Source organism: Brevundimonas mediterranea (genome assembly GCF_014196125.1).
In the GTDB taxonomy this organism is placed as follows: domain Bacteria; phylum Pseudomonadota; class Alphaproteobacteria; order Caulobacterales; family Caulobacteraceae; genus Brevundimonas; species Brevundimonas mediterranea.
Map to the genome: position 1 here is coordinate 56180 of NZ_JACIDA010000004.1, position 25103 is coordinate 81282.

The following is a 25103-nucleotide window of genomic DNA, read 5'->3' on the forward strand; positions in this document are numbered from 1 at the left end:
CGGAGCCGGTCTCATGCCACAAGGGCATGAGCCGGGTCCAGAGGGTCTTCACCGTATCATGAAGTTTAGGCGGACGGCCGTCCTGTGCGGGTCGCAGCCTGAGCGCCGCAGGCGGATTTCGGGATCGTTGCAATGATGGGCCCCGATCAGGCCACCACCTCAACATGGCTGTCGGTCCCGCCGGCCAGCACCCGTCGGGCGCGGATGTACATCTCGACCCGCTGCAGGACGATCAGTCCCATGGCGAAGACCAGGAAGGCGTCGGTGACGGCCATGGCGTTCAGGCGCCAGTCGGCAGCGTGGGTCTCGATCAGGTCGCGTAGGCCGGCGCGGCCCGCGAACAGCACGACCAGCAGGATCAGGCCCAGCGGCGAAGCCTGGGCCATCAGCGAACCGTCCGGCTCCTTCTCTATGGTGACGGTCTTGCCCCGATACCAGCCGGCCAGGCCGCCCAGGACGGCGCCGACGGCCAGCACGGCCCAGGCGTCGGGGCCGAACGGCGCGTGGACGGCGCGAGGACTATAGGTCGAGCCCCAGACGCCGAGCCCGATCAGGGGCACGACGATGGCCGGCATGATCCACAGGAACTGCGGCTTCAACGGCCGCTTGCGCCGGTTCTTCAGCAGCACCAGGACCAGCACGACCGGGAAGACTAGCAGCGGTATGAGTTTCTCGGGCGGCATGTCGTCCTCCAGGCCTCCCCCGAGGCCGACATCGGTCAATCTAGCGTGGTCAGGCGCCGTGCGAAAGCGGCTCCACCGTCTGTTCGATGGCGCCGAAGATCGAACGATGCTGGTCGTCCATCATCTCGATCCGGACCGTGTCGCCATGGGCCAGGAAGGGGGTCTCGGCGGCGCCGCGCAGGATCGTCTCGACCGTGCGGACCTCGGCGATGCAGGAATAGCCCAGGCCGCCCTCGGCGACCGGCTTGCCGGGGCCGCCGTCGGCGTCGCGGTTCGACACCGTGCCCGAGCCGATGATCGTCCCGGCCGACAGGGACCGGGTCTTGGCCAGATGGGCGATCAGGGTTCCGAAGTCGAAGGTCATGTCCACCCCGGCGTCGGCCTTGCCGAAGTCAGCGCCGTTCAGCTGGACCGTCAGTGCGCCATGCAGCTTGCCGTCGCGCCAGCGGTCGCCCAGGGCCTCGGGCGTGACGAAGACGGGCGACAGGGCGCTGGCGGGCTTGGACTGGACGAAGCCGAAGCCCTTGGCCAGTTCGGCCGGGATCAGGTTGCGAAGCGACACGTCGTTGACTAGGCCGACCAGGCGGATGGCGGCCAGGGCTTCGTCGCGCGTCGCGCCCTGGGCCACGTCGCCGACGACCACGACGACCTCGGCCTCCAGGTCGCAGCCCCAGGCGGGGTCGGCGAGGGGGATGGGATCGCGGGGCGCCAGGAAGCCGTCGGAGCCGCCCTGGTACATCAGGGGATCGGTCCAGAAGCTGGCGGGCATCTCGGCGCCCCGGGCGCGGCGCACCAGCTCGACATGGTTCACATAGGCCGAGCCGTCGGCCCACTGATAGGCGCGGGGCAGGGGCGAGGCGGCGTCGCGTTCGTGGAAGCGGCCGCGCGGCACGGCCTCATGCTCGAGGCTTTCGGCCAGGGCCAGGAGCCGGGGTCCGCAGCGGTCCCAGTCGTCCAGCGCGGCCTGGAGGGTGGGGGCGATCAGGAAGGCGTCGGTGAACCAGTGCAGGTCCTGCGAGACGACCACGAGGCGGCCGTCGCGGCCGTGCTTGAGCGAGGCGAGTTTCATGCCCCAGAGGTAGACCGATTTCGCGGCGGGGGGAACAGACGCGCGATCAGGAACGGGCGCCGCCGCCGTGTCCCGACGCTTGGCCGCCGGGCCGAGGCGTCGACAGCTGGCGGTGGGCGGCGCGCAGTTCGCGGATCCGCTCGTCGCGGCGGCACCAGTGGTCGTTGAACTGGGCCACGGCTTCGCGCAGGGCGGCGAGCTGCTCCGGCTTGGTCATGTCGCGCTCGACCTCCTTGTCCGCCGGCTTGTCGGGCGCCGGGTGAGGGGCGGGCTTGGGCGGATGGGGGGCGTAGGCGGGCTTGTCCAGCACCTCGACCCCGTGATCCTTGTGGGCGTCCGGGGCGCCGTGTTCGACGCGGTCGCCCTTGATGACGACGTGGCTGTTGGAGACGACGGTCACATTGGCGGGGATGGCGAGGTGGCGGTGGTCCGGGCGCGGGGGTTCGCCGTGGCCGGGCTTGGCGCCGTGGTCATGAACGGGCTCGTCCTTGGGCTTCACGGCCTCCTTGATCCGGCCCTTCAGGGCGTGGTCGACGGCTTTCAGCGGTTTCGACGGTCCCTCGGCCAGGACAACGACGGCGCCCAGGCAGTCGTCCACCGTGGCGCGCAGGGTCTTGGCGGCGCCGGTCAGGGCGTCGCTGTTGGCGGTCATGGCCGCCTGGCAGGCCCGGTCGATGGCGCGCCAGATCGATTCGGCGGCGTCGGGTTGGGCGGTCGAGGCCCCCTTGCCCGCCCGGTAGGCCAGGACCATCAGGCCCAGGGCCAGGGCCGCCAACAGCAGGAGCAGTAGCGGATGGACGCCCAGAAACAGCGCAGAATCAACGGGCTCGAACCCTGCCGGATCGGCCGGTTGGAAGTCCTGCGGATAGTTGGTGACGCTCGCCGACATGCCGCACCCTGCCTGACCCGTTGTTCGCGCCCGCATGATGCCGCAGCGGCGAAGCTGGGCCAAGTGAAAGGTTAACGATGTTCGGTGAGCAGGGCCTTCGCCTCCGCTCCGGCGCGGGCGGCGGGATCGCGCACCTCGACTTCGACCACCACCCCGCCTGCGGGTTCGACCGCCCACAGATAGCGGCGCTCGACCTCGACCTCGCGGCCGGACGGCGCGAAGCCGACATAGGAGTCGCCCCAGGGGGTGATCTTCTTCAGCTCGACGAAGGGCATGGCGCAGGCGGCGTCCAGCTCTTCTTCGGCCATCACGGTCAGTTCGTCGTCGGGCGCGGGCATGGGTCAGTCTGAAAAAAAAAGGGGGGTATGAAACGTATGAATAGTCTGAAATCGGGGCTCAGGGTTCGTCGGCGTAGATCGCGACGCGCGCGGCGGCCGTCGAAGACACCGCCCCCCGATACATGCCCGAGGTGTTCATGGCGAAGGCCGGGGCGCCGGTCAGACCCATGACGATGACCCCGCCGTCGCCGCCGATGGAGCCGACGTCGGCGATCTCGGCGTCCGCCGCCGTCTGGACGGTCGCGCCGTCGGCGGTGCGGCGGCAGATGTCGCGGGCCACGGTGGAGCGGATGAAATACTCGCCCGAGCCGGTGGCCGAGACCGCGCAGCCGTCGGCGTTGGAGGCGTAGGTGCCGGCCCCGATGATCGGCACGTCGCCGACCCGGCCCCAGCGTTTGGCGGTCATGCCGCCGGTCGAGGTGGCGGCGGCGAGGCGCCCCTGGCTGTCCAGGGCCACGGCGCCGACGGTGCCGAACTTCTTCTCGTTCAGCGGCGGGGCCCCGCTGGCGTGGGGGGCGGCCGATTGATCGCTGGGCGCGGGGGCGCCGGCGGGGCGGGCGGGCAGGGGCAGGCCGGCCTCGGTCAGGGCCTTGATCAGGCCCTGCCAGCGGCGTTCGGTGAAGAAGAAGGATGGATCGACCTGTTCCAGCCCGGCCTGGGCGGCGAAGGCGTCGGCGCCGGGGCCGATCAGCATGACGTGCGGAGACTGTTCCATCACGGCGCGGGCGGCGGCGACCGGGTGGCGGGTGGTGGTCAGGCCGGCGACGGCGCCGGCGGTCAGGTCCGCGCCGTTCATGACGGCGGCGTCAAGCTCGTTGCGGCCGGCGGCGGTGAAGACAGCGCCGCGCCCGGCGTTGAACAGGGGATCATCCTCCATGACCTGGACGGCGGCCTGGACCGCGTCCAGCGCCGCGCCGTCGCGCGCCAGGACGGCCGATCCCGCTTCCAGCGCCCGTTGCAGGGCGGCGCGATAGGCGGCGTCCTGTTCCGGCGTCAGGCCGGCGCGCTCGATCACGCCCGCGCCGCCGTGGATGGCCAGGGACCAGCGGGGGGCGGCCGGCTCCTGGGCATGTCCCTGGGCATGGACGAGGCCGGCGACGATGGAAAAACAGAGTGTAGTTAGTGCAATTCGTCCAGATCGCATCATGGTCGGTCCCTCCGTCGGTGGATTGTAACCCGACCCCCGGCGATGTCAGGTCGATGGGTGCGACAATTTGAAAAGCCGTGCGTTTTCAAGCACGAGGTAGATGAAATTGTGCGGGGACAAGCCCGAGAGTGACGGGAGTGGGGGCAGACGCGGCCCATCACTCCCGATGGTGCAGCCGCTTCCACACCCGATAGGCGATGATGGGGGCGAAGCCGCAAATCAGGGCGGCGAGCAGGACCGTCCAGAACCCGCCGCCCAGCCAGAACTCCCCCGCCAGGGCGCCGGCGCCGGCCGCGAGGGCCGGGCCGAGCCAGGGCAGCCAGGTCGGCGGCCGCATCCGCATTCAGGCGTCGACCTTGATGACGCCGCGACGGATCTGGTCCAGTTCGATGGAGTCGAAAAGGGCCTGGAAATTGCCGTTGCCGAAACCCTCGTTGCCCTTGCGCTGGATGATCTCGAAGAAGATCGGACCGAAGGTGTCCTGGGTGAAGATCTGCAGCAGCAGGCCCTCTTCGTCCGAACCGTCGATCAGGATGCGGTTCTTGCGCATCCGCTCCACGTCCTCGCCATGGTTGGGCAGACGTTTGTCGATCAGTTCGAAATAGGTCTCGATCGTGTCCTGGAAATCGACGCCGCGGGCACGCATGGCCTCGACCGTCTCGAAGATGTTCTCGGTGGTCAGGGCGATGTGCTGGATGCCTTCGCCGTTGTAGCGGCGCAGGAATTCCTCGATCTGGGAATTGTCGTCCTGGCTTTCGTTCAGCGGGATGCGGATGGCGCGGTCGGGCGCGATCATGGCTTGCGAGAACAGGCCCGTCGCCTTGCCCTTGATGTCGAAATACTTCTGCTCTTCGAAGTTGAAGACCGAGCCGTAGAAGCCCGACCAGGTGCGCATCTGGCCGCGACGGACATTGTGGGTCAGGTGGTCCAGGATCTCGAGACCCATCGAATTCTTGCGCTCGGCCTCTTCCCAGCCCTCGATCTCGTCCCAGGCGTCGTACAGCGAGCCGGCGTCGCCGTACTGGTCGATGACGTACAGCAGCGAACCGCCGATGCCCTGGAGGATATAGGGATAGTCGCCCAGCGCCCCGCCGTTGGCATCGGTCGCGGCCACGGCGCCGCGTTCCAGCGCGCCCTCATAGGCGGCCTTGGCGTCATTGGTGCGGAAGGCCATGCCGTTGGCCGAGGGGCCGTGGTCGCCGGCGAAGGCCTGGGCCTGGCCCTTGGGCGTGCGGTGGACCAGGAAGGAGATGTCGCCCTGTTTCAGGCGCACCACGTCGGTCTTCGGGTTCACATGGGTCTGGGTGAAGCCCATCAGTTCAAGGCGCGCAATCATCGCCTTGGGTTCCGGGCCGGTGAATTCGACGAATTCGAATCCATCGACGCCGAGGGGGTTTTCCAGGTTGATCTGTTCAGCCTCGGATAGGGTCATGTCATTCATGGCGCGTCTCCCGCGTAGCTTTTGTGGCGGGCTTAACCGAAAGGGGCCGCCGATTGGGGCGGAACCTAGTCGCGGATGACGACAGAGCCAAGGCAGACCCACGGGGTCGTGATGGCGACAGCCCCGCCCGGCCTATGCGATCAGCGCAGCACGGTCTCCACATCCGCCAGGCGCACATCATGCATCTGGTCCAGATAGGCGTCGTAGTAGCCCTTGTGCGCCGCGCCGACGATGGTCAGCATCCGCGTGCCCGGATAACGGCCCAGCACGTCGCGCATGTTGGCGACCATGCGCAGGTTGCGGGTTTCCCAGAAGCCGACGTACCGGCGACCGAAACCTTGGGGCGACGGTTCCGTCAGAGCGGCGCCGAAGTCCGACTGGTAGACCAGCGCCGGCGCATCCGGGGCGTTATAAGTGCGATACATCTGAAGGACGCCGTCCGGTTCGGTCAAGGCGGCGCCGAGGCGGATATCCGTCGCCCTGCGGGCATGGCTGGCGGGATTGTCCCACGCGCTCATGATGGCCGCGCCATAGGCTTCCACTTCGGCGGGATCGGCGCCGTCCGGCGTGTCGGCGGAATGGTCGTCGACGCTCCACAGGCGTTCCAGGCCGAGTTGAGCCGCAAGGGGCGCCGCGATCAGATAGGTCTCGTTGTGCTGGCTCTTGATCCTGTTCAAGCGCGTGACCAGGGCCGCGTTCAGGCCGTCTTGCGCGATACGCTCCTCCGGCTGGAGGCGAAGCCACTGCACGAGCGCGGATCCGTTTTCTCCCGCCGCCATGAAGACCGCCGCCAGACGGCGTCGCTGGGCGGGCGTGGGTTGAGCGGGCCAATCCGCCAGAAGACGCTCGGCCTCAGCATTGGCGGCCGGCACGTCCAGGCTCAGGGCCGCATTGGCGGCGGTGGTGTCGTCGCAATAGGTCTTGACCGTCTCGGCATAGCGCGACGGGTAGCGACGCAGGCTGTCGCATTGCAGCCCCGACAAATCTTCCGTTGCGATGGCGGTGGGCCGCCAGGCGGCCAGGCGATCCATAAGCGGCGTCAGCAAGGCCGGCTGGAAGCCCTCGTCGAGGTTGGAAAGGTGCGGCGTGCCGAGCACCAGAACTTCATTCGGCGCCCCGGCGGGCGGTCCCTTCAGTTCGGACGGATGGAAAGAGGGACGAAAGGCGGGCGACGTCGCATCCTGGGCCATCACCGTCGATTCCGACACCAGGGCCAGGCAGACGGAAGACAGGATCAACGACAGGAAACGGCCGGAAGAATGGGACATGAGGCGCCTCGAAGCGAAAACCACATCGCTCCATAGCGACGCTGGTGTCTTCTTCCGACGAAACACAGTTCGGCGCCCGTTAAATTTCTGACATCCCGGGACGCGCTTCAGCCTGGCAGCCGCTGCGTCGAACATAAGCCCGGTGGTGCAACCAGGAATCATGATCTGTTCCATGGAACGCAGGGTTGATGCGACGGGGAATGCGATGAACAAGACGGAAACTCCCGACGGAATGGAGGAAGGGCCTGCTCCGTTGTGGGCGCTGTGGCGGCGGTTGAAGGCGCTGTTTCCGATCTGGAGCCTGATCCCGTCCAGCTTCTATACGCCCGGCGCCTGGGGCTATGCCGGGGTGGATTTCATCAGCGGGTTTCGCCGCAATCCGTCGACGCTGAAGACTTTCGCCCTGCTGGAAGGGGCGGACGCGGCAGAGTTCGAGGCCTTGTCGGCGCTGGCGAACCTGAACGCGCGGCGGCAGGACCAGATGTTCCGGTTCGTCGTCGTCTGCTACCTGACCATACCGCTTTCGATCCTGGCTCTGTTGGCCGAGCTGGCCGGCGATGGTCTTCTGAGCTTTACGCGGGACCATATGTCGTTGGTGGCCAGCACCTTCGTGCTCATGGGCCTGGGCCCTCTCGCCTATCTGATGAGCCAGTGGCGATCGCGTCAGATCATCGGCGTGCTGGACCTGATCCGGATCGAGCGGGGGCGGGCGACGGATCGCCGCGACGATTAGGGGTCAGCCCGGCAGCAGCCGCGTCGCCCATTCCGCGCCCAACAGCAGCCCGGTCGCCACCACGCCAAGGATGGTCAGCCAGGCCGTGGTCACCGCGGCGCCGGCGATGACGAACAGGCCGTCGCGTTGGATCAGGCCGACCGCCAGCAGGGCCAGGGCGACGGAGGGAATGGTGTTGGTCATCGGCAGGACGATGGTCAGGGTGGCCAGGATCATGAAGGCCGCCGCCAGCTTCTCGCCCGGTCCGTCGGCGAAGCGACGCAGGCGGGGGCGGGAGAACCGGTCGATCCAGCCCAGTTTCGACTCGGCGAAATCGGCCATGGCCTTGAGCCACGAGGCCTTGGCGCGCAGGTTCAGTAGCCAGCGCGGCAGCCAGGGTTCTTCGCGCCCGACCAGCATCTGGCCGGCGAGCAACAGGATAGCGACGCCGACGACCTGGGGCACACCGTAGAGGCCCGGCACCAGACAGGGTATCGACAGCAGCAGGATCAGCAGCCCATAGGCGCGCTCGTCCAGGCGGTCGCGAATTTCTTCCAGGGTCAGGCCGGCCTCGCCGCCGTCGTCGGACAGCCGACGCAACAGGCGAGCGATGTCGTGGCTGACGTCGTCGGCGTGGCCGGACGGAGAGGGGACGGTCATGCCGCCTCCTTTAGAGGCGTCGGGAACGGACGGCGAGGGCTGCGATGTCGCGGCGGGTGACGTCGGACGCAGGTCTTGCTAGGGCGTCGCGCCTGCTAGGGGATTTCAATGCTTCGCAAGCTCTATGACGGCGTCTTTGATCTGGCGCGGGGCCGCCACGCCACGCCCGCCCTGGCCGTTGTCGCCTTCGCCGAGAGTTCCTTCTTCCCCATCCCGCCCGACGTGATGCTGGCGCCGATGATCCTGGCCCGGCCGGAGAAGGCTTATTTTTACGCCGGAGTCTGCACCCTGGCGTCGGTTCTGGGCGGGATTCTCGGCTACGCCATCGGCTATTTCCTGACCGATCTCGGTCTCGCGATCCTCCGGGTTCTTGGCCATTCGGACGGTCTGGATCATTTCCGCCAGTGGTTCGCCCAGTGGGGCCTGTGGGTCATACTGATCAAGGGATTCACCCCCATTCCCTACAAGCTGGTGACCATCGCCTCGGGCCTGGCGGCCTTCAGCTTCCCGATCTTCATGGGGGCGTCGGTTGTGACCCGGGGCGGCCGGTTCTTCCTCGAGGCCTGGATCCTGAAACGCTGGGGGGCGGTCATGCTGGCCCAGGTCGAGAAACGCCTGGCGCTATGGTCCGGGATAGGCCTGGCGCTGTTGATCGCCTTGATCGTGGTGTTGAAGCTTCTGTAAGTCGACGGCGACGCCCGGGCGGGGTAAGACCGCTGCACGATGACAGACATCTATCGCCTGCTGACCCGTTGGTGGACCGCCTTCGCCCTGGCCGCGTCGCTGGTCATGCTGGGCGCGGCCCATGCCTTTGAGCGTTTCGCGGGCCTGGCGCCCTGCAACCTCTGCCTCAAACAGCGTGAGGTCTATTGGGGCGCGGTCGCCGTGGCGGTGGTGGCGACGGCCTGGACGATCCTGAGCGGCAGCCGGCGCGGCACGCCCCGGATCGCCGCCTTTCTGCTGGCCGCCGTCTTCGCCACCGGCGCCGTCACCGCCGTCTTCCATATGGGCGGCGAGTATAAATGGTGGAGCCTGCCCGCGACCTGCATGGGCGGAGGCTCCATCGATCTCGAAAGCCTGACCGCCCTGGCGCTCGGCACGGGTCCGGCCCCGCGGGTCGCCATGTGCGATTCCGTGGCCTGGAGCTGGCTGGGCCTGTCCATGGCGGGCTGGAACGCCGTCATCTCCCTGGCGTTGGCGGGGTTCAGTCTGCTGGCGGCCAAACGCCCCAAGGACGCCCGCGCCCCCCGGATCGAAAAGGCCTGACGCCATGACCGACGCCGCCCCTCATATCCCCCTGCCACGGCCTGGAATGGGGGCGAACAAGGCGCGGATGGGCGAGATCCTGCGGGTCGATCACGCCGGCGAATATGCGGCGGTCCTGATCTACCGCGCCCAGAAGGCGGTGTTCGAGGGTCGCAAGGCCCATGGAGACATGGCGCGCGATCTGGGCGAGATGCAGGACCAGGAAGCGGTGCATCTGGCGCGGTTCGAGCGGCTGCTGAACGCGCGTCGGGTGCGGCCCACACTGATGACCCCGGTCTGGCGGATCGCGGCCTCGGCCCTGGGGGCAGGCACCGCTCTGATGGGCGAGAAGGCGGCGCATGCCTGCACCGAGGCGGTCGAGAGCGTGATCGAGAAACACTATGCCGACCAGATCGCCGAGATCGGCGACCGCGACCCGGCCCTGGCCGCGGAGCTGAAACAGTTCCGCGACGAGGAGTTGGCCCACCACGACCACGCCATCGAACACGGCAGCCGCGAGGCGCCGGCCTATCGGCTGCTGAGCGGCGTCATCAAGGCGGGGTGTCGGGTGGCGATCAAGGTCAGCGAGAAGGTTTGATCCTGCGCCACCGTCACCCTCGGGCTTGACCCGAGGATGACGGAGTTTGGGTGGGAGCTCTTCAGAAGATCTCGAACAATCCCGCAGCCCCCATGCCGCCGCCGATGCACATGGTGACGACGCCGTATTTGGCGCCGCGCCGCTTGCCCTCGATCAGGACGTGGCCGGTCATGCGGGCGCCGGACATGCCGTAGGGGTGGCCGATGGAGATGGCGCCGCCCGAGACGTTCAGCAGCTCGTCCGGGATGCCCAGCTGGTCGCGGCAGTAGAGGACCTGGACGGCGAAGGCTTCGTTCAGTTCCCAGATGCCGATGTCGTCGACCGTCAGGCCGTGACGCTTCAGCAGTTTGGGCACGGCGTAGACCGGGCCGATGCCCATTTCGTCCGGCTCGACCCCCGCCACCGCCATGCCGCGATAGGCGCCGAGCGGCTGGAGATTGCGCTTCACCGCCTCGCCGGCCTCCATGATGACGCAGGCCGAGGCGCCGTCCGACAGCTGGGAGGCGTTGCCGGCGGTGATGAATTCGCCCTGCTGAATCTCTTCGCCGCTGCCGAAGACGGGTTTCAGCGCCTTCAAACCTTCGAGGGTGGTGTCGGGCCGGTTGCCCTCGTCCTTCGACAGGGTCACTTCCTTTGACGATGTCGCGCCGGTCGCCTTGTCCGTGACCAGCATGCTGGTGGTCATGGGCACGATCTCGGCATCCAGCCGGCCTGCCGCCTGGGCGGCCGCCGTGCGCTGCTGGGACTGAAGCGCGTATTCGTCCTGGCGGTCGCGGCTGATGTCATAGCGGCGGGCCACGACCTCGGCCGTTTCCAACATCGACATATACATGTGCGGCGCCAGTTTCAGCAGGGCCTCGTCCTTGCCCCGGTACAGGTTCATGTGCTGGTTCTGAACCAGGGAGATGCTTTCCAGCCCGCCGCCGACCGCCATCTTCTGCTGGTCGAACATCACCTGTTTGGCCGCCGTGGCGATGCCCATCAGGCCCGAGGCGCACTGGCGGTCCAGACTCATGCCCGGAACCGAAGAGGGCAGGCCGGCGGCGAGGGCGATCTGGCGGGCGACGTTCGTGCCTGTCGAGCCCTGCTGCAGGGCCGCACCCATGATCACGTCCTCGATCTCGGCAGGATCGACGCCGGCGCGCTGGACCGCGTGCTTCACCGCATGGGCGCCCAGCTGCTGGGCCTGGGTGTCGTTGAAGGCCCCGCGATAGGCCCGGCCGATGGGGGTGCGGGCGGTAGAGACGATGACGGCTTCGCGCATGACGGAGATCCTTCTGTGTTGGGCGGGCCTGTCGCGATTGGCGCGACTTGAGACCAGAACGGTTTCCTCTGCGAGGAACTTAGGCCCCTCACGCGGCGTCAACGCAAGCCGGGACACGTCACAAGCGGCGCTGTTTCCCGACCCTCGTTCGCCCATTGTGTTGAAACGGCGCCACAGTCGCCACATTCATCTCAGGCGGGCGGAACAACCGGCCAGCGATGCCGTTTGGCTCGGGAACGTCGGGCAACAGCTCGGCTTCAGGCATTTTACAGATTGAGGAAGCTATGAAGCTCAAACTTCTCGCCTCCGTCGCCGTCGCAGGGCTGTTCGCAGCTGGCGCGGCCTCGGCGGAACCGAACGGCTGGTACGGCGCGATCGACGCCGGTTACCACATGATCGACGACATCAACGCTGAATCGTCGACGACGGGCGCCAACTGGAACTATGAAGTGAACGACGGCTGGGCGGCTTTCGCCCGTCTCGGCTATCGCTTCAACCCGAACTGGCGCGTTGAACTCGAGGGCGGCTACCGCTCAGGCGACATCGGCACCGTGCGCGCCGTCTCCGGCACCCAGGGCCTGTGCAACCTGACCCCGGCGACCGGCGGCTGCTTCTCTCCGGAAGGCGACATCAAGTCCGCCACCCTGATGGCCAATGTCATCTATGACTTCGGCTATGAAGCCTGGGGCATCCGTCCCTTCGTCGGCCTCGGCGCCGGCGTGAACCGCGTCACCACCGACACGACAGGCAACCTGCGCGCCAACCGCGGCGCCACCTTCACGGCCGATGACGACTCGACCAAGTTCGCCGCTCAGGCGATCGCCGGTCTGGCCTGGGCCGTGGGCGACCGCACCAACATCGACCTGACCTACCGCTATCTGACGGGCGACGCCTCGTTCGCCTCGACCACGGTGGGCGGGACTTCGTTCGGCGAATGGGACGGCGACTACGATCAGTCGCACACCGTGACCCTGGGTCTGCGTTACAGCTTCGGCGCTGAAGAAGCTGCACCGCCCCCGCCTCCCCCGCCGCCTCCGCCCCCCCCGCCTCCCCCGCCCCCGCCGCCTCCGGCTCCGGTGGCCCAGGCTCCGGTCGCCCGCCAGTTCGTGGTCTACTTCGACTGGGATCGCTCGGACCTGACGACGGAGGCCCGTTCGGTGGTCAGCCAGGCCGCCACCTACGCCAAGTCGGGTCGTCCGACGCGCGTCCTGATCGTCGGCTACACCGACACCTCGGGCTCGGCCGCCTATAACCTCGGCCTGTCGAACCGTCGTTCGCGCACCGTCGCGGACGCCCTGGTCGCTCAAGGCGTCAACGGCGGCGTCATCGCCCTGGACGCCAAGGGTGAAACCGCCCTGGCCAAGCCGACCGCTGACGGCGTTCGTGAGCCGCTCAACCGTCGCGCGACGATCGACATCAACTTCTAAGACCCAGGACTTCCGGCCCGACGAAAGTCGGGTCGGGGGTCACGGATCTTTGAGGTGCGTCTATCGACGGATCAAAAACCGCCGTCTTCGTTCGAGGATGGCGGTTTTCTATGTGGAGAGACGGTAACGGTTGGTCGAAATCGCGCCGCATTATGGAATTTGGGTTGATCCGACCTTTGTGGCGAGCGAGATAAAACCCAATGGTCACAGTCTCCGCTAAACGCCCCGATTGCATCGGCGAAGAGTCGTTCCTTGACCCGCCTCCCCGCTTTAAGCGCACTGGGGATCTGTAAAATGGTTGATCTTCGCCAGTCGCATCGACAGGTCACGGGACGCCGGCGGCGGCGGTACCGGCTTCGGGCGGACAGCCCCCCGACCGTCCAATCGCGGCTTCGCGCACCGCCGCCGACGCCTGCTTACGGCGGCGATGTGACCGTCTTGCCTGTCGGCGGCCGCCACCACAGTCAAAGCCTGTCCGGCCGACGGTTCCTGATCGTGTCGGCGCCGTTCGGCGGATTCGGCGTCGCTCTGGCGCGGACATTGGAGGCGCGGGGCGCGACGGTTCGGCGGATGATCTTCAACGCCGGCGACGCCATGAATTGGCGCCGCGCCGGCGGCGTGGTGTTCAAGGCCGCAGCCGAAGTCTGGGCCGAAAGGTTGGCGGAGGTGGCGGCCGACTTCACCGATCTCCTCCTGTTTGGCGAAGGCGGTCCCTATAATCGCGCGGTCCTGTCGGCGACCGAAGGGCTAGACGCCCGCGTCTGGGTGCTGGAGAATGGATATTTCCGCCCCGACTGGGTCACGGTCGAGCTCAACGGCGTCAATGCGTCCAGCGGCCTTCCCCGGTTTCGCGACGGCTATCCCGCGCCGGAACCCGTCCTTCCCGAACCCATTCCCGTGGGTCGGATCCTGCCTCACCATGTGGTCAACATAACCGCCTATCATGTGGCCCAGACCTTGGGCGCCTTCCTGTTTCCACGGCACGCCAACCATTATACGGCCTCGCCGCTGAGCCAGTGCCTGGGCCATGTCCGGCGTTATCTGGGCCTGGCGACGCGGCGTCCGTCGGAGAACGACGTCGATGTCATCGCCGCACGGGGCGAATTCTTCATCGTCTGTCTGCAGCGTGAAGGCGACGCGCAACTGCTTCGCTATTCGCGGTACGCCGACAACACGGCCTTCCTCGCCGAGGTCATGACCAGTTTTGCGGCCCGAGCGCCCCGGAACGCGCGGCTGGTGGTGAAGAACCATCCGCTGGATCCGGGTCTGATCGATCTTCCGGCGGTGACGCGGCGTCTCGTCATAGAGCGCGGTCTGCAAGGCCGGGTCGATTTCATCGACGGCGGAAATCTGGCCCAGTTGTGTCGCGCCTCTCAGGGCATGGTGGTGAACAATTCCAGCGCCGCCCTCTCCGCCCTGGGCTTCCATACGCCGGTCAAGGTTCTGGGCGACGCCTTCTTCGACTTCGACGGACTGACCGACCAGCAGGCGCTGGACGACTTCTGGACCGCGCCCCAGGCGCCGGACACGGCCCTGTTCACCCGGTTCCGCGCCCATGTGATCGCCCAGAGCCAGGTGAACGGCAATTTCCATGAACCCCGGGCGATCGGGCGGACCGCGCATGGCGTCGCCGACATGTTTGAGCGGATTTTCTAAGCAATCCTCCGTAGCACAGCATGAATGTTGCGACAGGGCCACAGCTGGGCTCTGTCATATCGTTGTCATATAACTGTCGCCTGACATTGCAACACCAGACGTAGATGGGGCCAGATTTCGACAGGCGACCCCGCTTGTCGCCTTTAGGGGCCCGTCCGGCCTTCATCTGGGGATAGATGCAATGATCAACCGCAAGCGCCTCTTCTGGGCGACCACCGCCATCGTCGGCACGCTGGCCGGCGCCGGCGCCGCCTCCGCACAATCGACCGGCACGGAAGCCGCCGAACTGGGCGATATCATCGTCACCGGTCAGCGCGGTCCGCGCAACATCGACGGCGCCATTGTGGCTGAAACCGTGTCCAAGTCGCGGGCCTCCGTGACCGAAGAATATATTTCGACCCAAGCTCCTGGCCAAACGATCCTGAACTCGATCAACCTGCTGCCCGGCGTGAACTTCACCAACAATGACGCCTTCGGTTCGTCCGGCGGCGATCTGACGATCCGCGGTTTCGATTCGGCGCGCATTTCGCTGACCCAGGACGGCGTTCCGCTGAACGACACCGGCAACTACGCCATCTATTCGAACCAGCAGCTGGATCCGGAACTGATCAGCCGCGCGACGGTCAACCTCGGCACGACCGACGTTGACAGCCCGACTGCTTCGGCGACGGGCGGCACCGTGAACTATTCGACGCGCCGTCCAGAAGAGAAGTTCGGCTTCATACTGCAGCCCTCGATTGGCGAAACCGGCTATCGTCGTTTCTTCGGGCTGGTGGACACCGGCGCTTTCGGGCCCTGGGGCACGACTGCCTGGTTTTCGGCGTCGAAAACCCAATATGACCACTTCATCGGCGCCGGCGGCGTCGACAAGACCCAGTACAACGGCCGTATTTACCAGGCGCTTGGCGACAACGGCGACTTCCTGTCGCTGACCGCCAACTACAATGAGAACCGCAACAGCTTCATCGCCCGTAAAACGCTGCAACAGTTCAACGACGGCGTCGCTTACGACTCGGGCAATTCGCTTCCGGCGACCCTGACGGGCATCAACCCCTCGAACACGGGCAACATCCGTGGCGCCTCGCGGTTCACGCTGCGTGACAATCTGGTTCTGACGATCGACCCGTCCTTCCAGTACGTCCTGGCCCACGGCGGCGGCACTCAGACCATGAGCGAGACCGACGCGCAACTGCGGGGCTCCTCTTCGGCTGCCGGCGTTGACCTGAACGGCGACGGCGTGATCAACGGCGCGACCCGCGTGACCCTGTTCCGCCCTAACATCACCAACACCCACCGTTACGCCCTGACATCCTCGCTGATCTGGGATCTGAACGAAAACAATCGCCTGCGGGTCGCCTACACCTACGACAACGGTCGTCACCGCCAGACGGGTCAGTTCGGCTACATCGACGCCAACGGCAAGCCGGAAGACGCCTTCGCCGGCCGTAATGGAACCCCGGTGGCGCTCCCGGATGGCACCATCCTGCGTCGTCGCGACCGACTATCCTACGCTAAGCTGAACCAGATCGCCGCCGAATATCGCGGCAACTTCTTCAACGACGCGATCAGCCTGGACCTGGGCGTTCGCGCCCCTTACTTCGACCGCGAGTTGAACAACTATTGCTACCAGCGCGATACTTTCAACGCCTACTGCACCACCCAGGTCGGAACGCCGGTGGCCGGAACGGATCTGGTGACCTTCCCGGTTTCGTCGATGAACAGCAGCGCATCGAATCGCTACGGCAAGCCGCGTTCGTTCAGCAAGAGCTATGACGCTGTTCTGCCGAACGGCGGCGTGACCTGGCGCTTCGCCGACCACAACTCGGTCTATGCCAGCTACGCTGAGGGCTTCTCTGCGCCGCGGACGGACGACCTTTATGACGTGGTCGATGTGAACCCCGAGCCCGAGCGCACCAAATCTTACGACATCGGCTATCGCTACCAAGCGCCTGGCCTGCTCGGCTCGATCGCCGTGTGGAAAACGGACTATTCGAACCGCATCGTGCGCACCTTTGATGAGGCAGCGAACCTGTTCCTGACCCGCAACGTCGGCGATGTGACGCTTCAGGGCTTCGACGGCCAACTCGGCTGGTCGCCGTTCGAGAAGTTCAACATCACCGGCTCGGTGACCTACACTGACAGTGAAGTTAAGAGCAACCTGCCCAACGGCGTCGTCAACGGCGTGCCGGTCTTCATTCAAACCGCCGGCAATCAACTGGTTGAAACGCCGGAGTGGCAGTATGGCATGCGGGTCGCCTATACTGTCGGTCCGTTCGATCTGGGGCTGCAAGGCAAGCGCGTGGGCGACCGCTTCTCGAACGACGTCAACACCGAAGTGGCTCCCGGCTACACGACCTTCGATCTCGACGTCCGCTACAACCTGGCGAGCGTCGGCAACGGGTCTTCGTACATCCAGTTCAACGTGATCAACCTGTTCGACACGGAATACCTGGCTGACATCTCCACGTCGACCACCGGCGCGGCCAGCTATCAGCTGGGCGCCCCGCGCACGGCGATGGTGACCCTGCGCGCCGCCTTCTAAGGCGGTCCGTTAATCGAAACGACGAAGGGCGGTCCGTTCGCGGGCCGCCCTTTTTCTTTGTGCGAGAACCCCGGCCGCCCCGACGCGCCGTTGAAGTCGGGGGCGGTTGGGGCCATATGGCGCGGCTCGCGGCTCGCGGGTCGCGAGCCCGCTCCGTTGGACCCTGGACAGGACCTGCCCGCCGATGACCGCTCCCATCTCCGCCGCCATCCCCGCCGAATGGGCTCCGCACCGCGCCATGTGGCTGGGTTGGCCCAGCCATGCGGAATACTGGTTCGAGGCGCTGGAGCAGGCGCAGGACGAGGTCGAGGGGCTGGTGCGGGCTCTGGCCGGGCCGGGGCGTGAACAGGTCAGGCTGATGGTCGGCAAGGCCGAGGTGCTGGCGGACGCCCGGGCGCGTTTCGCCGGGATCGAGAATGTCGAGGTGGTTGCCGGGAAGTTCGGCGACATCTGGCTGCGCGACACCGGGCCGATCTTCGGCGCGGGATCGAAGACGGCGGCGGCGTTCCGGTTCAACGGCTGGGGCGGCAAGTACGACATGCCGGGCGACGACCTCGTTGCGGGCCAGATCGGCGAACATTCGGGCGTGTCCCTGACGTGGAACGACTTCGTCATGGAGGGCGGGTCGCTGGATCACGACGGGGAGGGGACGGTTCTGACCACGCGCCAGTGCCTGCTGAACCCGAACCGCAATCCGGCCTGGAACCAGGACGAGGCGGTCGCGACCGCCGCGCTGGAGGCCGCCATTGGCGCCAAGGCCGTGCTGTGGCTGGGCGACGGCCTGCTGAACGATCACACCGACGGACACGTCGACAACCTGGCCCGTTTCGTCGCGCCGGGCGTCGTGGCCTGTCCCATCGCCTGGGGACGAAACGACCCCAACGCCGAGGTCTATGACGCCACGGCGCGCGATCTGTCGGGCATGACCGACGCGGCGGGGCGTAAGCTCCGTGTGCTGAGAATCCCGTCTCCGGGCCTGGTGCTGGACGAGGACGAACGCCCGATTCCGGCCAGCCACATGAACTTCTTGATCGCCAACGGCGCCGTGGTGGTGCCCACCTACGGCGACGACGCTGCAGCCGATATGGCGTGCAAGGCGTTGAAGGACGCCTTCCCTGATCGCGAGATCATTCCGCTGCCGTCCAAGGCCATCCTGACCGGCGGTGGCTCGTTCCACTGCATCTCCCAGCAGGAGCCCGCATGACCCGCACAATCACCGTCGCCGGCATTCAGACCTCGTATGGCGAGGACATGCAGGCGAACATCGCCAAGACCATCGACTTCGTGCGCGAGGCGGCGGGCAAGGGCGCCCAGGTGATCCTGCCGTCGGAACTGTTCCAGGGGCCTTATTTCTGCGTGTCGCAGGAGGAGCACTGGTTCAGCCAGGCCTATGAATGGCGCGAGCATCCGTGCGTCACGGCCATGGCGCCCGTGGCCAAGGAATTGGGCGTGGCCATTCCGGTCTCGATCTTCGAGAAGGACGGGCCGCAGTATTACAACTCGATGGTCATGCTGGACGCGGACGGCGAGGCCCTGGGGATCTATCGCAAGAGCCATATCCCCGATGGTCCCGGCTATCAGGAGAAGTATTATTTCCGGCCGGGGGATACGGGCTTCAAGGTCTGGAAGACACGCTTCGGCAAGGTCGGGGTCGGCATCTGCTGGGACCAGTGGTTCCCGGAAGCCGCGCGGGCGATGATGTTGATGGGCGCCGACGTGCTGATGTATCCGACCGCCATCGGCACGGAGCCGCACGACGCGACCCTGCACACGGCCCAGCCGTGGCGGCGCGCCATGCAGGGGCACGCCGTGTCCAACGCGGTTCCCGTCGTCGGCGCCAATCGCATCGGGCATGAGACGGTGACCGAGGTCGGCCAGACCTTCTACGGCCATTCCTTCATCGCCGATCAGCAGGGCGATCTGGTCGAGAGCCTGGGCGCCGAGGAGGAGGGGGTGCTGGTGCACCGCTTCGACCTGGATGAACTGGACAAGTATCGCGCGGCCTGGGGCTTCTTCCGGGATCGGCGGACGGATCTGTATGGTGCGCTGACGGGCGCGAAATAGGTTTCTTTCGTCATTCTCCGGCGAGCGTGGCGAGACCGGGGGACCCAGCGGCGCGCGAAAGCGCGAACCTTTCGCGGACAAGGTTTTGCGATCGTGCGGCGGACGCATCGCCTTCGGCGCCTCCCCCGGTCCCGCTGCGCGGGCCGGAAGAAAACGAGGGGTCCCCCGGTCTGCGCCGCGAAGACGCGGCTTGCCGGAGGATGACGAAGGGTTGGTCTTTAGCCCCGCATCCCCTCCACCGCCGCGACCAGTCGGTCGAGGTCGGCGGGCGTGGACAGCCGGTGGTCGCCGCCTTCGATCAGGTCCAGGCGGACGTCGCCGCCCGTCAGCCGCTCGATCAGTTCGACCTGGTGACGCCAGGGAACCACGTCGTCGGCGCGGCCTTGCAGGATATGGACCGGGGCGGCGATGTCGATGACGCCGTCCAGCAGCAGCCAGTCGCGCGCCTCCTCGAACATGCGACGGGTCAGGACATATTCGCCAAGGCCCGCCTCGACGATCAGGGTCTCGCCCTCGCGCAGGATGGCCTGGCGTTCGTGATCGGCCAGGCCGGGCCACATCAGCCGTTCGGTGAAGTCCTGGGCCGGATTGACCAGGACCAGGCCCTTGATCCGTTCCGGCCGCGCCAGGGTCGCCAGCAGCGAGACCCAGCCGCCCATCGAGGAGCCGATCGGGATGACCGGGCCGGACAGGCTGTCGATCAGGGCGACCGCATCCTCACGCCAGCGGCCGATGGTGGCCTGGCGCCAGTCGCCCGAAGACTGGCCGTGGGCGAAATGGTCGTAGCGGACGTAGTTCCAGCCGCGTTCGCGCGCCGCCGCGTCCAGGGACAGAGCCTTGGTCCCCTCCATGTCGGAGCGGAAGCCGCCGACCCAGACGAGGGTCGGGCCGCCGCCCTCGATGCGTTTGAAGGCCAGGGTTTCGCCGTCGGGGCGGGACAGGTGCTGGATGTCGGTCATGGGGGCGTTCTGCCCGGACTTTCCTTCGCCGTCACCCTTGACCGCGCCGCGCGATGGCGGAACACAGGCCCATGTCCGCACCCCAGGTCCTTTTTGTCACCTCCAACCGCATCGGCGACTGCGTCATCTCCTCGGGCGTGATCCGCGAGATTTCACGTCAGGTTCCGGGCGCGCAGATCACCGTCGCCTGCGGCCGGCCGCCCGCGCCCTTCTTCCGCAATGCGCCCGGCGTCGTGCGCACCATCGTGCTCGACAAGAAGAAGAGGGCCGGACACTGGGTCGATCTGTGGAAACAGGTGCGTTCGACCCGCTGGGATATGGTCGTCGACATCCGGGGCTCGGCCCTGGCCTATCTGATCCCGGCGAAACGGCGCGTCGTCTATAACCGCTCGTGGGAGACGGGGCTGCGCAAGGTCGAGATGGTGTCGCGGCTGATGGGATCGCCGACGCCGCTGGACCCTGGAATCTTCCTGGACGACCAGGCGCGGGCCGAAGCCGCCGCCGTCATCGATCCGCAACTGGCCGGCGGCGCCGGTCCCGGTCGCATCATCGCCCTGGCCCCCATCGCGCACCAGCCGGGCAAGAGTTGGCCCGCCGACCGCTGGGGCGCCCTGGTCGAGAAGCTGAAGGCCGAGCCGCGTTTCGACGGCTGGCGCTTCATGCCCGTGGGCGGGCCGGGCGACCGGCCGCCGGCGACGCCGGCGTTGGAGGCGGCCGGGGCTCGGGCCATCGACTTCGTGGGCAAGGGCGACATCCTGGCCTCGGCAGCCGCCATCGACCGGGCCGATCTGTTCGTCGGCAATGACTCCGGCCTGATGCACGTGTCGGCGGCGCTGGGGCGACCGACGCTGGGCCTGTTCGGGCCGACGGAGTGGTGGCTGTACGGTCCCTGGGGGCCGAAGACGCGCACGGCGGCCTCGAACGAGACGCGCGGGGAGTTCGCCCCCATCGAGGCTCTGAGCGTCGATCATGTCTTCGAAGCGGTGCTGGCGCTGCACGACGCCTATATCGCCGAAACGCCCGCCAAGCCTTGAAAAACCGGGCTTCTGGGCGCATATTGCCGTCATGAGGGGAGCGTGGCGACAGCCGCGTGCATTCGCTCATCACGACACACGCCTTCTTTGACCACATAAGGAAACGACGCCCATTCGCCGTCCCATGCAAGCGCCACCCGTGAAAGACGGGCCGCGTATGAACCAGGATATCCGCGCCCCTCGCGTTCTGCTCATTGATCAGAACGGTGAGAAACAGGGCGTCATGCCCACCTCTTCCGCGCTCGAAGCCGCCGAAGAAGCCGGGATGGACCTGGTCGAGATCGTCTCCACCTCCGAACCGCCGGTGGCCAAGATCCTCGATTACGGCAAGCACCGTTTCCAGGAACAGAAGAAGAAGGCCGAACAGCGCAAGCGCCAGAAGGTCGTCGAGCTCAAGGAAATCAAGCTCCGTCCGAACATCGACACCCACGATTATGAGGTGAAGGCCAAGGCCATGCACCGCTTCTTCGACGAGGGCGACAAGGTCAAGGTCACGCTGCGCTTCCGCGGCCGTGAAATGGCCCACCCCGAACTGGGCATGAAGCTGCTGAACAAGGTCCAGGCCGATTTCGACGAAATCGCCAAGGTCGAGTTCGCGCCCAAGATGGAAGGCCGCCAGATGATCATGATCCTGGCGCCGCGCTAAGGCTTCCGCCTTGGAGTGAGATTATAACGCCCGCGCCTTGTGGTTGCGGGCGTTATGCATTCTGAATAACGGTGTGTGATCTGGATCTCTTCGATTCGAGGATTTGACGCCGTGAATGTTTCTAAATCGATCGTGTGGGCCTTTGCTGGAGCGTTGGCCTTCGGATGTGTTTCTGCCAAAGGTCAGGACGCTTCCGGCATTCCGGCGCCATCATCCGTTCGTGAAGCGGTGACGCCAGCCCCGCTGGAGCTATATGGTCGCCTACCTGCGTTCTCCAGTCCGCGGCTTTCGCCAGACGGGACCAAGTTGGCTCACTTGGTCAGTGTGGGCGCCGGTCAGGCTCTGGTGATAGTCGACCTGTCAAATCTTCAGGTGATCGGCGGCTTGCGGGAGATAGAGAACAAGGTCCGCGATCTGTCTTGGGTCGGGAATGGCTACGTCCTGATTTCGACGTCCACAGCCGCCAAGCTGCCCTTTTCGACAGAAAAGGGAGAGTACACGCAAGGTTTGATCTACACGCTTTCGACGCATGCGGTTCAAACAGTTTTCGCTCGTAATCCCGAGCTCGCCCGGATCATGGTCAGCGGCGCAATCATACGCGACACGCCGACCGGTCCCGCCATCTATTCTCAAGCGTTTGATGCGCGCGATGGGACGGCGGACCTATACCGTGTGGATCCTGCCACCAATCGTGCGACACGGATCGCTCGTGGCCGGAATGTCGAAAACTATCTGTTGGATAGCGATGGTGAGCCGGTGGCGCGGTCCACCTATTATACGGAAACCGGCACCTGGAGCGTAGATGTCAAACGAGATGGGGGGTGGCCTCGTGTCTGGTCGACAAAGGCCTTGCTCGATCAGCCCTCGCTGGTCGGCTTCGGCCTGTCGACCGGCTCCGTGATCGTCCAGGCCAAGCTTGACGGTGATGAAGAGCCCAAATATCGCGAACTGTCGCTCGAAACCGGTCAATGGGTGGATCTTGGTTTTGACACTCAGCCGGACAGGCTGATCTATCATCCGGTCACCAAGCTCTTGATCGGAACCGTCAGAACCAGTGACCGGGGACCGATCTACGACATCACCGATCCAGCTGCAGCCAGAACTTGGCGTGCAGTCAATACCGCGTTCAAGGATCGTCATCCGTCGATCCAGACTTGGGCGGCGACCATGAGATCGTTGATCGTCGAAACGGACGGCAACGGCGATTCGGGCACGTATAACCTGGTGGATCTGGATCGGGGCGTCGCTGAAATCGTCGGTCAATCATACCCCGGCATCGCCGCCGATCAGGTGGGGGAGATACGGCCGATCTCTTACAAGGCGGCGGACGGAATGACGATCCCAGGCTATCTGACCCTGCCGCCTGGTGTTCATGAGCCGCGCAATCTCCCGATGGTGCTGCTGCCGCATGGCGGGCCGGCGGCTCGCGACACCTTCGGGTTTGACTGGTGGGCCCAGGCGCTGGCGGCTCAAGGCTATGCCGTCCTGCAACCGAATTTTCGAGGCTCGGACGGTTTGGGCGAAGCGCACCTAAGCGCTGGTTATGGCCAGTGGGGCCGGAAGATGCAGACCGATCTTTCAGACGGCGTGCGATGGTTGGCGTCGGAGGGGATCATCGATCCCAAGCGCGTGTGCATAGTGGGCGCGAGCTATGGGGGGTATGCCGCCATGGCGGGTCCGACGCTCGATCCTGGCGTCTATCGCTGTGCTGTATCCGTAGCGGGCGTGTCCGACCTGAATGAAATGATACATTGGTCGGGCGGAGGCGAGAGAGGGCGCGAGAGCCCTGTCGTTCGATACTGGATGCGTTTCATGGGGGCGGACAAGTTTGGCGATCCAGCTTTGGACGCCCTGTCGCCCGCCTTCATGGCTGATCGCGCCGACGCCCCGATTCTGCTGATCCATGGTCGAGACGACACTGTCGTCCCCTATGACCAATCTGTCCGGCTCTATAATGCGCTGCGGCGGGCAGGAAAGTCGGTCGAGCTCCTGCCGCTCGACGACGAGGACCATTGGCTTTCAACCGCAGCCACGCGTCAGCGAATGTTGGATGAAACCGTGCGTTTCCTAAAGGCGAACAATCCGGTCAACTGATCCAGGCTCAGTGATCGTCAAGCTTCTCGCGGACCGAGCGTCGCGCTAAGCCTGACGCATGATCCAGACGCCTTCGCCCCCCAAGGTTCGCGCGCCCGCCCTGGCCGTGCTGTTCTCCGTGGTGTTCATCAATCTGGTCGGGTTCGGCCTGGTGGTGCCGCTGCTGCCCTTCTTCGCCCAGAGCCTGAAGGCCGAGGCGTGGCAGATCACCCTGATGTTCTCGGCCTATTCGCTGGGCCAGTTCTTCGCCGAACCCTTCTGGGGGCGGTTGTCGGACCGGATCGGGCGCAAGCCCGTGCTGCTGATCACCCTGATCGCCAATGCGCTTGGCTATCTGATGCTGGCCTTTGTGCCCAACATCTGGCTGGCCATCGCCGTGCGGCTGTTCACCGGACTGGGGGCCGGCAATATCTCGACGGTCCAGGGTTATGTGGCTGACGTCACTCCGCCGGCGCAGCGGGCGGGGCGGATGGGGCTGATCGGCGCGGCCTTCGGCCTGGGCTTCATCGTCGGGCCGGGCCTGGGCGGACTGCTGACCCAGCCGCAGCTGGGCCGGCTGGGCTATCAGCTGCCGATCTTCCTGGCGGCGGCGCTGGCGGCCCTGGCGGCGGTGGGGGTGATCGTCTTCCTGCGCGAGAGCCGGGCCAAGGCCGATCCCACGGCGGCGCGTCCGCCCTTCCTGGCGGGACTGAAGGACGCGCGGACCAACCCGGTGGTCTCGCGGGTCTTGGTCGTGACCCTGATCTATATGGCCGGGTTTTCGGCGATGGAGAGCGTGTTCGGCCTGTGGTCCGAGAGCCGCTACGCCTGGGGCGCGCGAGAGGTGGGGCTCAGCTTCATGATCGTCGGCGTGGTGTCGACGCTGAACCAAGGCTTCTTCGCCGGGCGCCTGGCGCGGCGGTTCGGCGAGGCGCGGGTGCTGGCGACGGGGATGCTGCTGTTCGGGGCCTCGCTGGTGCTTCAGGTCCTGTCCCCGGTCGCCTGGTTCCCCGCGACCCGGCTGGAGCTGGGCGCCCTGTCGATCCCCCTGGTCCAGGGCTGGGTCATTCCCCTGGTCATGGCCGTCGGCGCCTGTGGCATGTCCCTGGCCATGCCCAATATCTCGGCCATGATCAGCCGCGCCTCGCCGCCGGACCAGCAGGGCGCGATGCTGGGGCTGAACATGGCCTCCAGCTCGGTGGCGCGCATCTTCGGACCCATGGTGGCCGGGGCGCTGTTCTCGGGCCTGGGGCACGACTGGCCCTTCCTAGTCGGGGCCTTGCTGACCGTTCCGGCGGCGGTGATGGCGTTGAACGCCGGGCGGGCGATACGGCGAGGTCAGGGCGCGGCGAATGCGCCCGCCAAGTCCTTGTCCTGACTCATCTTGC

The 25103-nt window shown here is 66.3% G+C and carries 24 protein-coding genes; 13 read left to right on the forward strand and 11 right to left on the reverse strand.

Annotated features, from left to right (window positions below; genetic code table 11):
• Window positions 1-146 precede the first annotated feature (146 nt).
• The 8 genes from GGR11_RS15870 to GGR11_RS15905 form a co-directional block, all read right to left on the reverse strand.
• Window positions 147-683 carry a CcdC protein domain-containing protein gene (locus tag GGR11_RS15870; protein WP_183198633.1) on the reverse strand — a complete coding sequence of 179 codons (537 nt, stop codon included), beginning with the start codon at window positions 681-683 and terminating at the stop codon, window positions 147-149.
• 49 nt (window positions 684-732) lie between these two features.
• Window positions 733-1752, reverse strand: a complete 1020-nt coding sequence (locus GGR11_RS15875) for a fumarylacetoacetate hydrolase family protein (RefSeq protein WP_183198635.1) — start codon at window positions 1750-1752, stop codon at window positions 733-735.
• A gap of 46 nt (window positions 1753-1798) precedes the next feature.
• Window positions 1799-2641 carry a hypothetical protein gene (locus GGR11_RS15880; RefSeq protein ID WP_183198637.1) on the reverse strand — a complete coding sequence of 281 codons (843 nt, stop codon included), beginning with the start codon at window positions 2639-2641 and terminating at the stop codon, window positions 1799-1801.
• Between the two features lie 71 nt (window positions 2642-2712).
• A complete protein-coding gene (locus tag GGR11_RS15885; RefSeq protein ID WP_008263954.1) occupies window positions 2713-2979 on the reverse strand; it encodes a hypothetical protein in 267 nt (88 codons plus the stop codon).
• Between the two features lie 58 nt (window positions 2980-3037).
• A complete protein-coding gene (locus GGR11_RS15890) occupies window positions 3038-4126 on the reverse strand; it encodes an isoaspartyl peptidase/L-asparaginase family protein (protein ID WP_183198639.1) in 1089 nt (362 codons plus the stop codon).
• 157 nt (window positions 4127-4283) lie between these two features.
• The gene (locus tag GGR11_RS15895) at window positions 4284-4469 is read right to left on the reverse strand and encodes a hypothetical protein (RefSeq protein ID WP_183198641.1); all 186 of its coding nucleotides are present in this window, start codon (window positions 4467-4469) and stop codon (window positions 4284-4286) included.
• Complete coding sequence (hppD, locus tag GGR11_RS15900; protein WP_183198642.1) at window positions 4470-5567, reverse strand: 4-hydroxyphenylpyruvate dioxygenase; 1098 nt, start codon at window positions 5565-5567, stop codon at window positions 4470-4472.
• Window positions 5568-5707: 140 nt separating this feature from the next.
• A complete protein-coding gene (locus GGR11_RS15905) occupies window positions 5708-6835 on the reverse strand; it encodes a DUF5694 domain-containing protein (protein WP_246331954.1) in 1128 nt (375 codons plus the stop codon).
• A gap of 205 nt (window positions 6836-7040) precedes the next feature.
• On the opposite strand from GGR11_RS15905, the gene GGR11_RS15910 reads away from it, so the two are divergent.
• Window positions 7041-7568 (forward strand): hypothetical protein, encoded by a 528-nt coding sequence (locus tag GGR11_RS15910; RefSeq protein WP_183198644.1) that lies wholly within the window; start codon window positions 7041-7043, stop codon window positions 7566-7568.
• Between the two features lie 3 nt (window positions 7569-7571).
• Here the strand turns inward: GGR11_RS15910 and GGR11_RS15915 are convergent, their stop codons facing one another.
• Complete coding sequence (locus GGR11_RS15915) at window positions 7572-8207, reverse strand: exopolysaccharide biosynthesis protein (RefSeq protein WP_183198646.1); 636 nt, start codon at window positions 8205-8207, stop codon at window positions 7572-7574.
• Window positions 8208-8315: 108 nt separating this feature from the next.
• Here GGR11_RS15915 and GGR11_RS15920 point away from each other — a divergent pair, with 108 nt between their 5' ends.
• From GGR11_RS15920 to GGR11_RS15930, 3 genes are read left to right on the forward strand one after another with little or no spacing between them, the layout of a single operon-like run.
• Window positions 8316-8891: a YqaA family protein gene (locus GGR11_RS15920; RefSeq protein ID WP_183198647.1), complete on the forward strand. Its 576-nt coding sequence runs from the start codon at window positions 8316-8318 to the stop codon at window positions 8889-8891.
• Window positions 8892-8930: 39 nt separating this feature from the next.
• Window positions 8931-9473 carry a disulfide bond formation protein B gene (locus GGR11_RS15925; protein WP_183198649.1) on the forward strand — a complete coding sequence of 181 codons (543 nt, stop codon included), beginning with the start codon at window positions 8931-8933 and terminating at the stop codon, window positions 9471-9473.
• A 4-nt stretch (window positions 9474-9477) separates the two neighbouring features.
• On the forward strand, window positions 9478-10050 hold the full coding sequence (locus GGR11_RS15930; RefSeq protein WP_183198651.1) for a demethoxyubiquinone hydroxylase family protein: 573 nt from the start codon (window positions 9478-9480) through the stop codon (window positions 10048-10050).
• A gap of 61 nt (window positions 10051-10111) precedes the next feature.
• On the opposite strand, the gene GGR11_RS15935 is transcribed toward GGR11_RS15930, so the two are convergent.
• Complete coding sequence (locus tag GGR11_RS15935; RefSeq protein WP_183198653.1) at window positions 10112-11314, reverse strand: acetyl-CoA C-acyltransferase; 1203 nt, start codon at window positions 11312-11314, stop codon at window positions 10112-10114.
• 284 nt (window positions 11315-11598) lie between these two features.
• Here GGR11_RS15935 and GGR11_RS15940 point away from each other — a divergent pair, with 284 nt between their 5' ends.
• From GGR11_RS15940 to aguB, 5 genes are all read left to right on the forward strand, one after another.
• Window positions 11599-12741: an OmpA family protein gene (locus GGR11_RS15940; RefSeq protein ID WP_183198655.1), complete on the forward strand. Its 1143-nt coding sequence runs from the start codon at window positions 11599-11601 to the stop codon at window positions 12739-12741.
• 429 nt (window positions 12742-13170) lie between these two features.
• Window positions 13171-14397: a capsular polysaccharide export protein, LipB/KpsS family gene (locus GGR11_RS15945; RefSeq protein ID WP_183198657.1), complete on the forward strand. Its 1227-nt coding sequence runs from the start codon at window positions 13171-13173 to the stop codon at window positions 14395-14397.
• 181 nt (window positions 14398-14578) lie between these two features.
• A complete protein-coding gene (locus GGR11_RS15950; protein WP_183198659.1) occupies window positions 14579-16939 on the forward strand; it encodes a TonB-dependent receptor in 2361 nt (786 codons plus the stop codon).
• Window positions 16940-17123: 184 nt separating this feature from the next.
• On the forward strand, window positions 17124-18143 hold the full coding sequence (locus GGR11_RS15955; RefSeq protein WP_183198661.1) for an agmatine deiminase family protein: 1020 nt from the start codon (window positions 17124-17126) through the stop codon (window positions 18141-18143).
• Window positions 18140-19003, forward strand: coding sequence for an N-carbamoylputrescine amidase (gene aguB, locus GGR11_RS15960; protein ID WP_183198663.1), 864 nt, complete (start codon window positions 18140-18142; stop codon window positions 19001-19003). Before GGR11_RS15955 ends, aguB begins: the two co-directional genes overlap by 4 nt.
• A 218-nt stretch (window positions 19004-19221) precedes the next feature.
• Here aguB and GGR11_RS15965 read toward each other — a convergent pair whose 3' ends face one another.
• The gene (locus GGR11_RS15965) at window positions 19222-19962 is read right to left on the reverse strand and encodes an alpha/beta fold hydrolase (protein ID WP_183198665.1); all 741 of its coding nucleotides are present in this window, start codon (window positions 19960-19962) and stop codon (window positions 19222-19224) included.
• Window positions 19963-20033: 71 nt separating this feature from the next.
• On the opposite strand from GGR11_RS15965, the gene GGR11_RS15970 reads away from it, so the two are divergent.
• The 4 genes from GGR11_RS15970 to GGR11_RS15985 all read left to right on the forward strand — a co-directional run bounded on the left by GGR11_RS15970 (window position 20034) and on the right by GGR11_RS15985 (window position 25093).
• Window positions 20034-20996 (forward strand): glycosyltransferase family 9 protein, encoded by a 963-nt coding sequence (locus GGR11_RS15970; RefSeq protein ID WP_183198667.1) that lies wholly within the window; start codon window positions 20034-20036, stop codon window positions 20994-20996.
• A gap of 124 nt (window positions 20997-21120) precedes the next feature.
• Window positions 21121-21642, forward strand: a complete 522-nt coding sequence (gene infC, locus GGR11_RS15975) for a translation initiation factor IF-3 (protein WP_035309352.1) — start codon at window positions 21121-21123, stop codon at window positions 21640-21642.
• Between the two features lie 111 nt (window positions 21643-21753).
• On the forward strand, window positions 21754-23736 hold the full coding sequence (locus tag GGR11_RS16965) for an alpha/beta fold hydrolase (RefSeq protein ID WP_183198669.1): 1983 nt from the start codon (window positions 21754-21756) through the stop codon (window positions 23734-23736).
• 58 nt (window positions 23737-23794) lie between these two features.
• Window positions 23795-25093 (forward strand): MFS transporter, encoded by a 1299-nt coding sequence (locus GGR11_RS15985; protein WP_183198671.1) that lies wholly within the window; start codon window positions 23795-23797, stop codon window positions 25091-25093.
• The last annotated feature ends 10 nt before the right edge of the window (window positions 25094-25103 follow it).

Excerpts from the sequence above, each read along its gene's own strand:
- GGR11_RS15895 (WP_183198641.1), bottom strand. The coding sequence starts at position 4,469 with ATGCGGATGCGGCCGCCGACCTGGCTGCCCTGGCTCGGCCCGGCCCTC.
- GGR11_RS15890 (WP_183198639.1), bottom strand. The coding sequence starts at position 4,126 with ATGATGCGATCTGGACGAATTGCACTAACTACACTCTGTTTTTCCATC.
- GGR11_RS15970 (WP_183198667.1), top strand. The coding sequence starts at position 20,034 with ATGTCCGCACCCCAGGTCCTTTTTGTCACCTCCAACCGCATCGGCGAC.
- GGR11_RS15920 (WP_183198647.1), top strand. The coding sequence starts at position 8,316 with ATGCTTCGCAAGCTCTATGACGGCGTCTTTGATCTGGCGCGGGGCCGC.
- GGR11_RS15985 (WP_183198671.1), top strand. The coding sequence starts at position 23,795 with ATGATCCAGACGCCTTCGCCCCCCAAGGTTCGCGCGCCCGCCCTGGCC.
- GGR11_RS15950 (WP_183198659.1), top strand. The coding sequence starts at position 14,579 with ATGATCAACCGCAAGCGCCTCTTCTGGGCGACCACCGCCATCGTCGGC.
- GGR11_RS15930 (WP_183198651.1), top strand. The coding sequence starts at position 9,478 with ATGACCGACGCCGCCCCTCATATCCCCCTGCCACGGCCTGGAATGGGG.
- GGR11_RS15965 (WP_183198665.1), bottom strand. The coding sequence starts at position 19,962 with ATGACCGACATCCAGCACCTGTCCCGCCCCGACGGCGAAACCCTGGCC.
- GGR11_RS15905 (WP_246331954.1), bottom strand. The coding sequence starts at position 6,835 with ATGTCCCATTCTTCCGGCCGTTTCCTGTCGTTGATCCTGTCTTCCGTC.
- GGR11_RS15880 (WP_183198637.1), bottom strand. The coding sequence starts at position 2,641 with ATGTCGGCGAGCGTCACCAACTATCCGCAGGACTTCCAACCGGCCGAT.
- aguB (WP_183198663.1), top strand. The coding sequence starts at position 18,140 with ATGACCCGCACAATCACCGTCGCCGGCATTCAGACCTCGTATGGCGAG.
- GGR11_RS15875 (WP_183198635.1), bottom strand. The coding sequence starts at position 1,752 with ATGAAACTCGCCTCGCTCAAGCACGGCCGCGACGGCCGCCTCGTGGTC.
- GGR11_RS15915 (WP_183198646.1), bottom strand. The coding sequence starts at position 8,207 with ATGACCGTCCCCTCTCCGTCCGGCCACGCCGACGACGTCAGCCACGAC.
- infC (WP_035309352.1), top strand. The coding sequence starts at position 21,121 with ATGCAAGCGCCACCCGTGAAAGACGGGCCGCGTATGAACCAGGATATC.
- GGR11_RS15935 (WP_183198653.1), bottom strand. The coding sequence starts at position 11,314 with ATGCGCGAAGCCGTCATCGTCTCTACCGCCCGCACCCCCATCGGCCGG.
- GGR11_RS15955 (WP_183198661.1), top strand. The coding sequence starts at position 17,124 with ATGACCGCTCCCATCTCCGCCGCCATCCCCGCCGAATGGGCTCCGCAC.
- hppD (WP_183198642.1), bottom strand. The coding sequence starts at position 5,567 with ATGAATGACATGACCCTATCCGAGGCTGAACAGATCAACCTGGAAAAC.
- GGR11_RS15925 (WP_183198649.1), top strand. The coding sequence starts at position 8,931 with ATGACAGACATCTATCGCCTGCTGACCCGTTGGTGGACCGCCTTCGCC.
- GGR11_RS15885 (WP_008263954.1), bottom strand. The coding sequence starts at position 2,979 with ATGCCCGCGCCCGACGACGAACTGACCGTGATGGCCGAAGAAGAGCTG.
- GGR11_RS15940 (WP_183198655.1), top strand. The coding sequence starts at position 11,599 with ATGAAGCTCAAACTTCTCGCCTCCGTCGCCGTCGCAGGGCTGTTCGCA.
- GGR11_RS15870 (WP_183198633.1), bottom strand. The coding sequence starts at position 683 with ATGCCGCCCGAGAAACTCATACCGCTGCTAGTCTTCCCGGTCGTGCTG.
- GGR11_RS15910 (WP_183198644.1), top strand. The coding sequence starts at position 7,041 with ATGAACAAGACGGAAACTCCCGACGGAATGGAGGAAGGGCCTGCTCCG.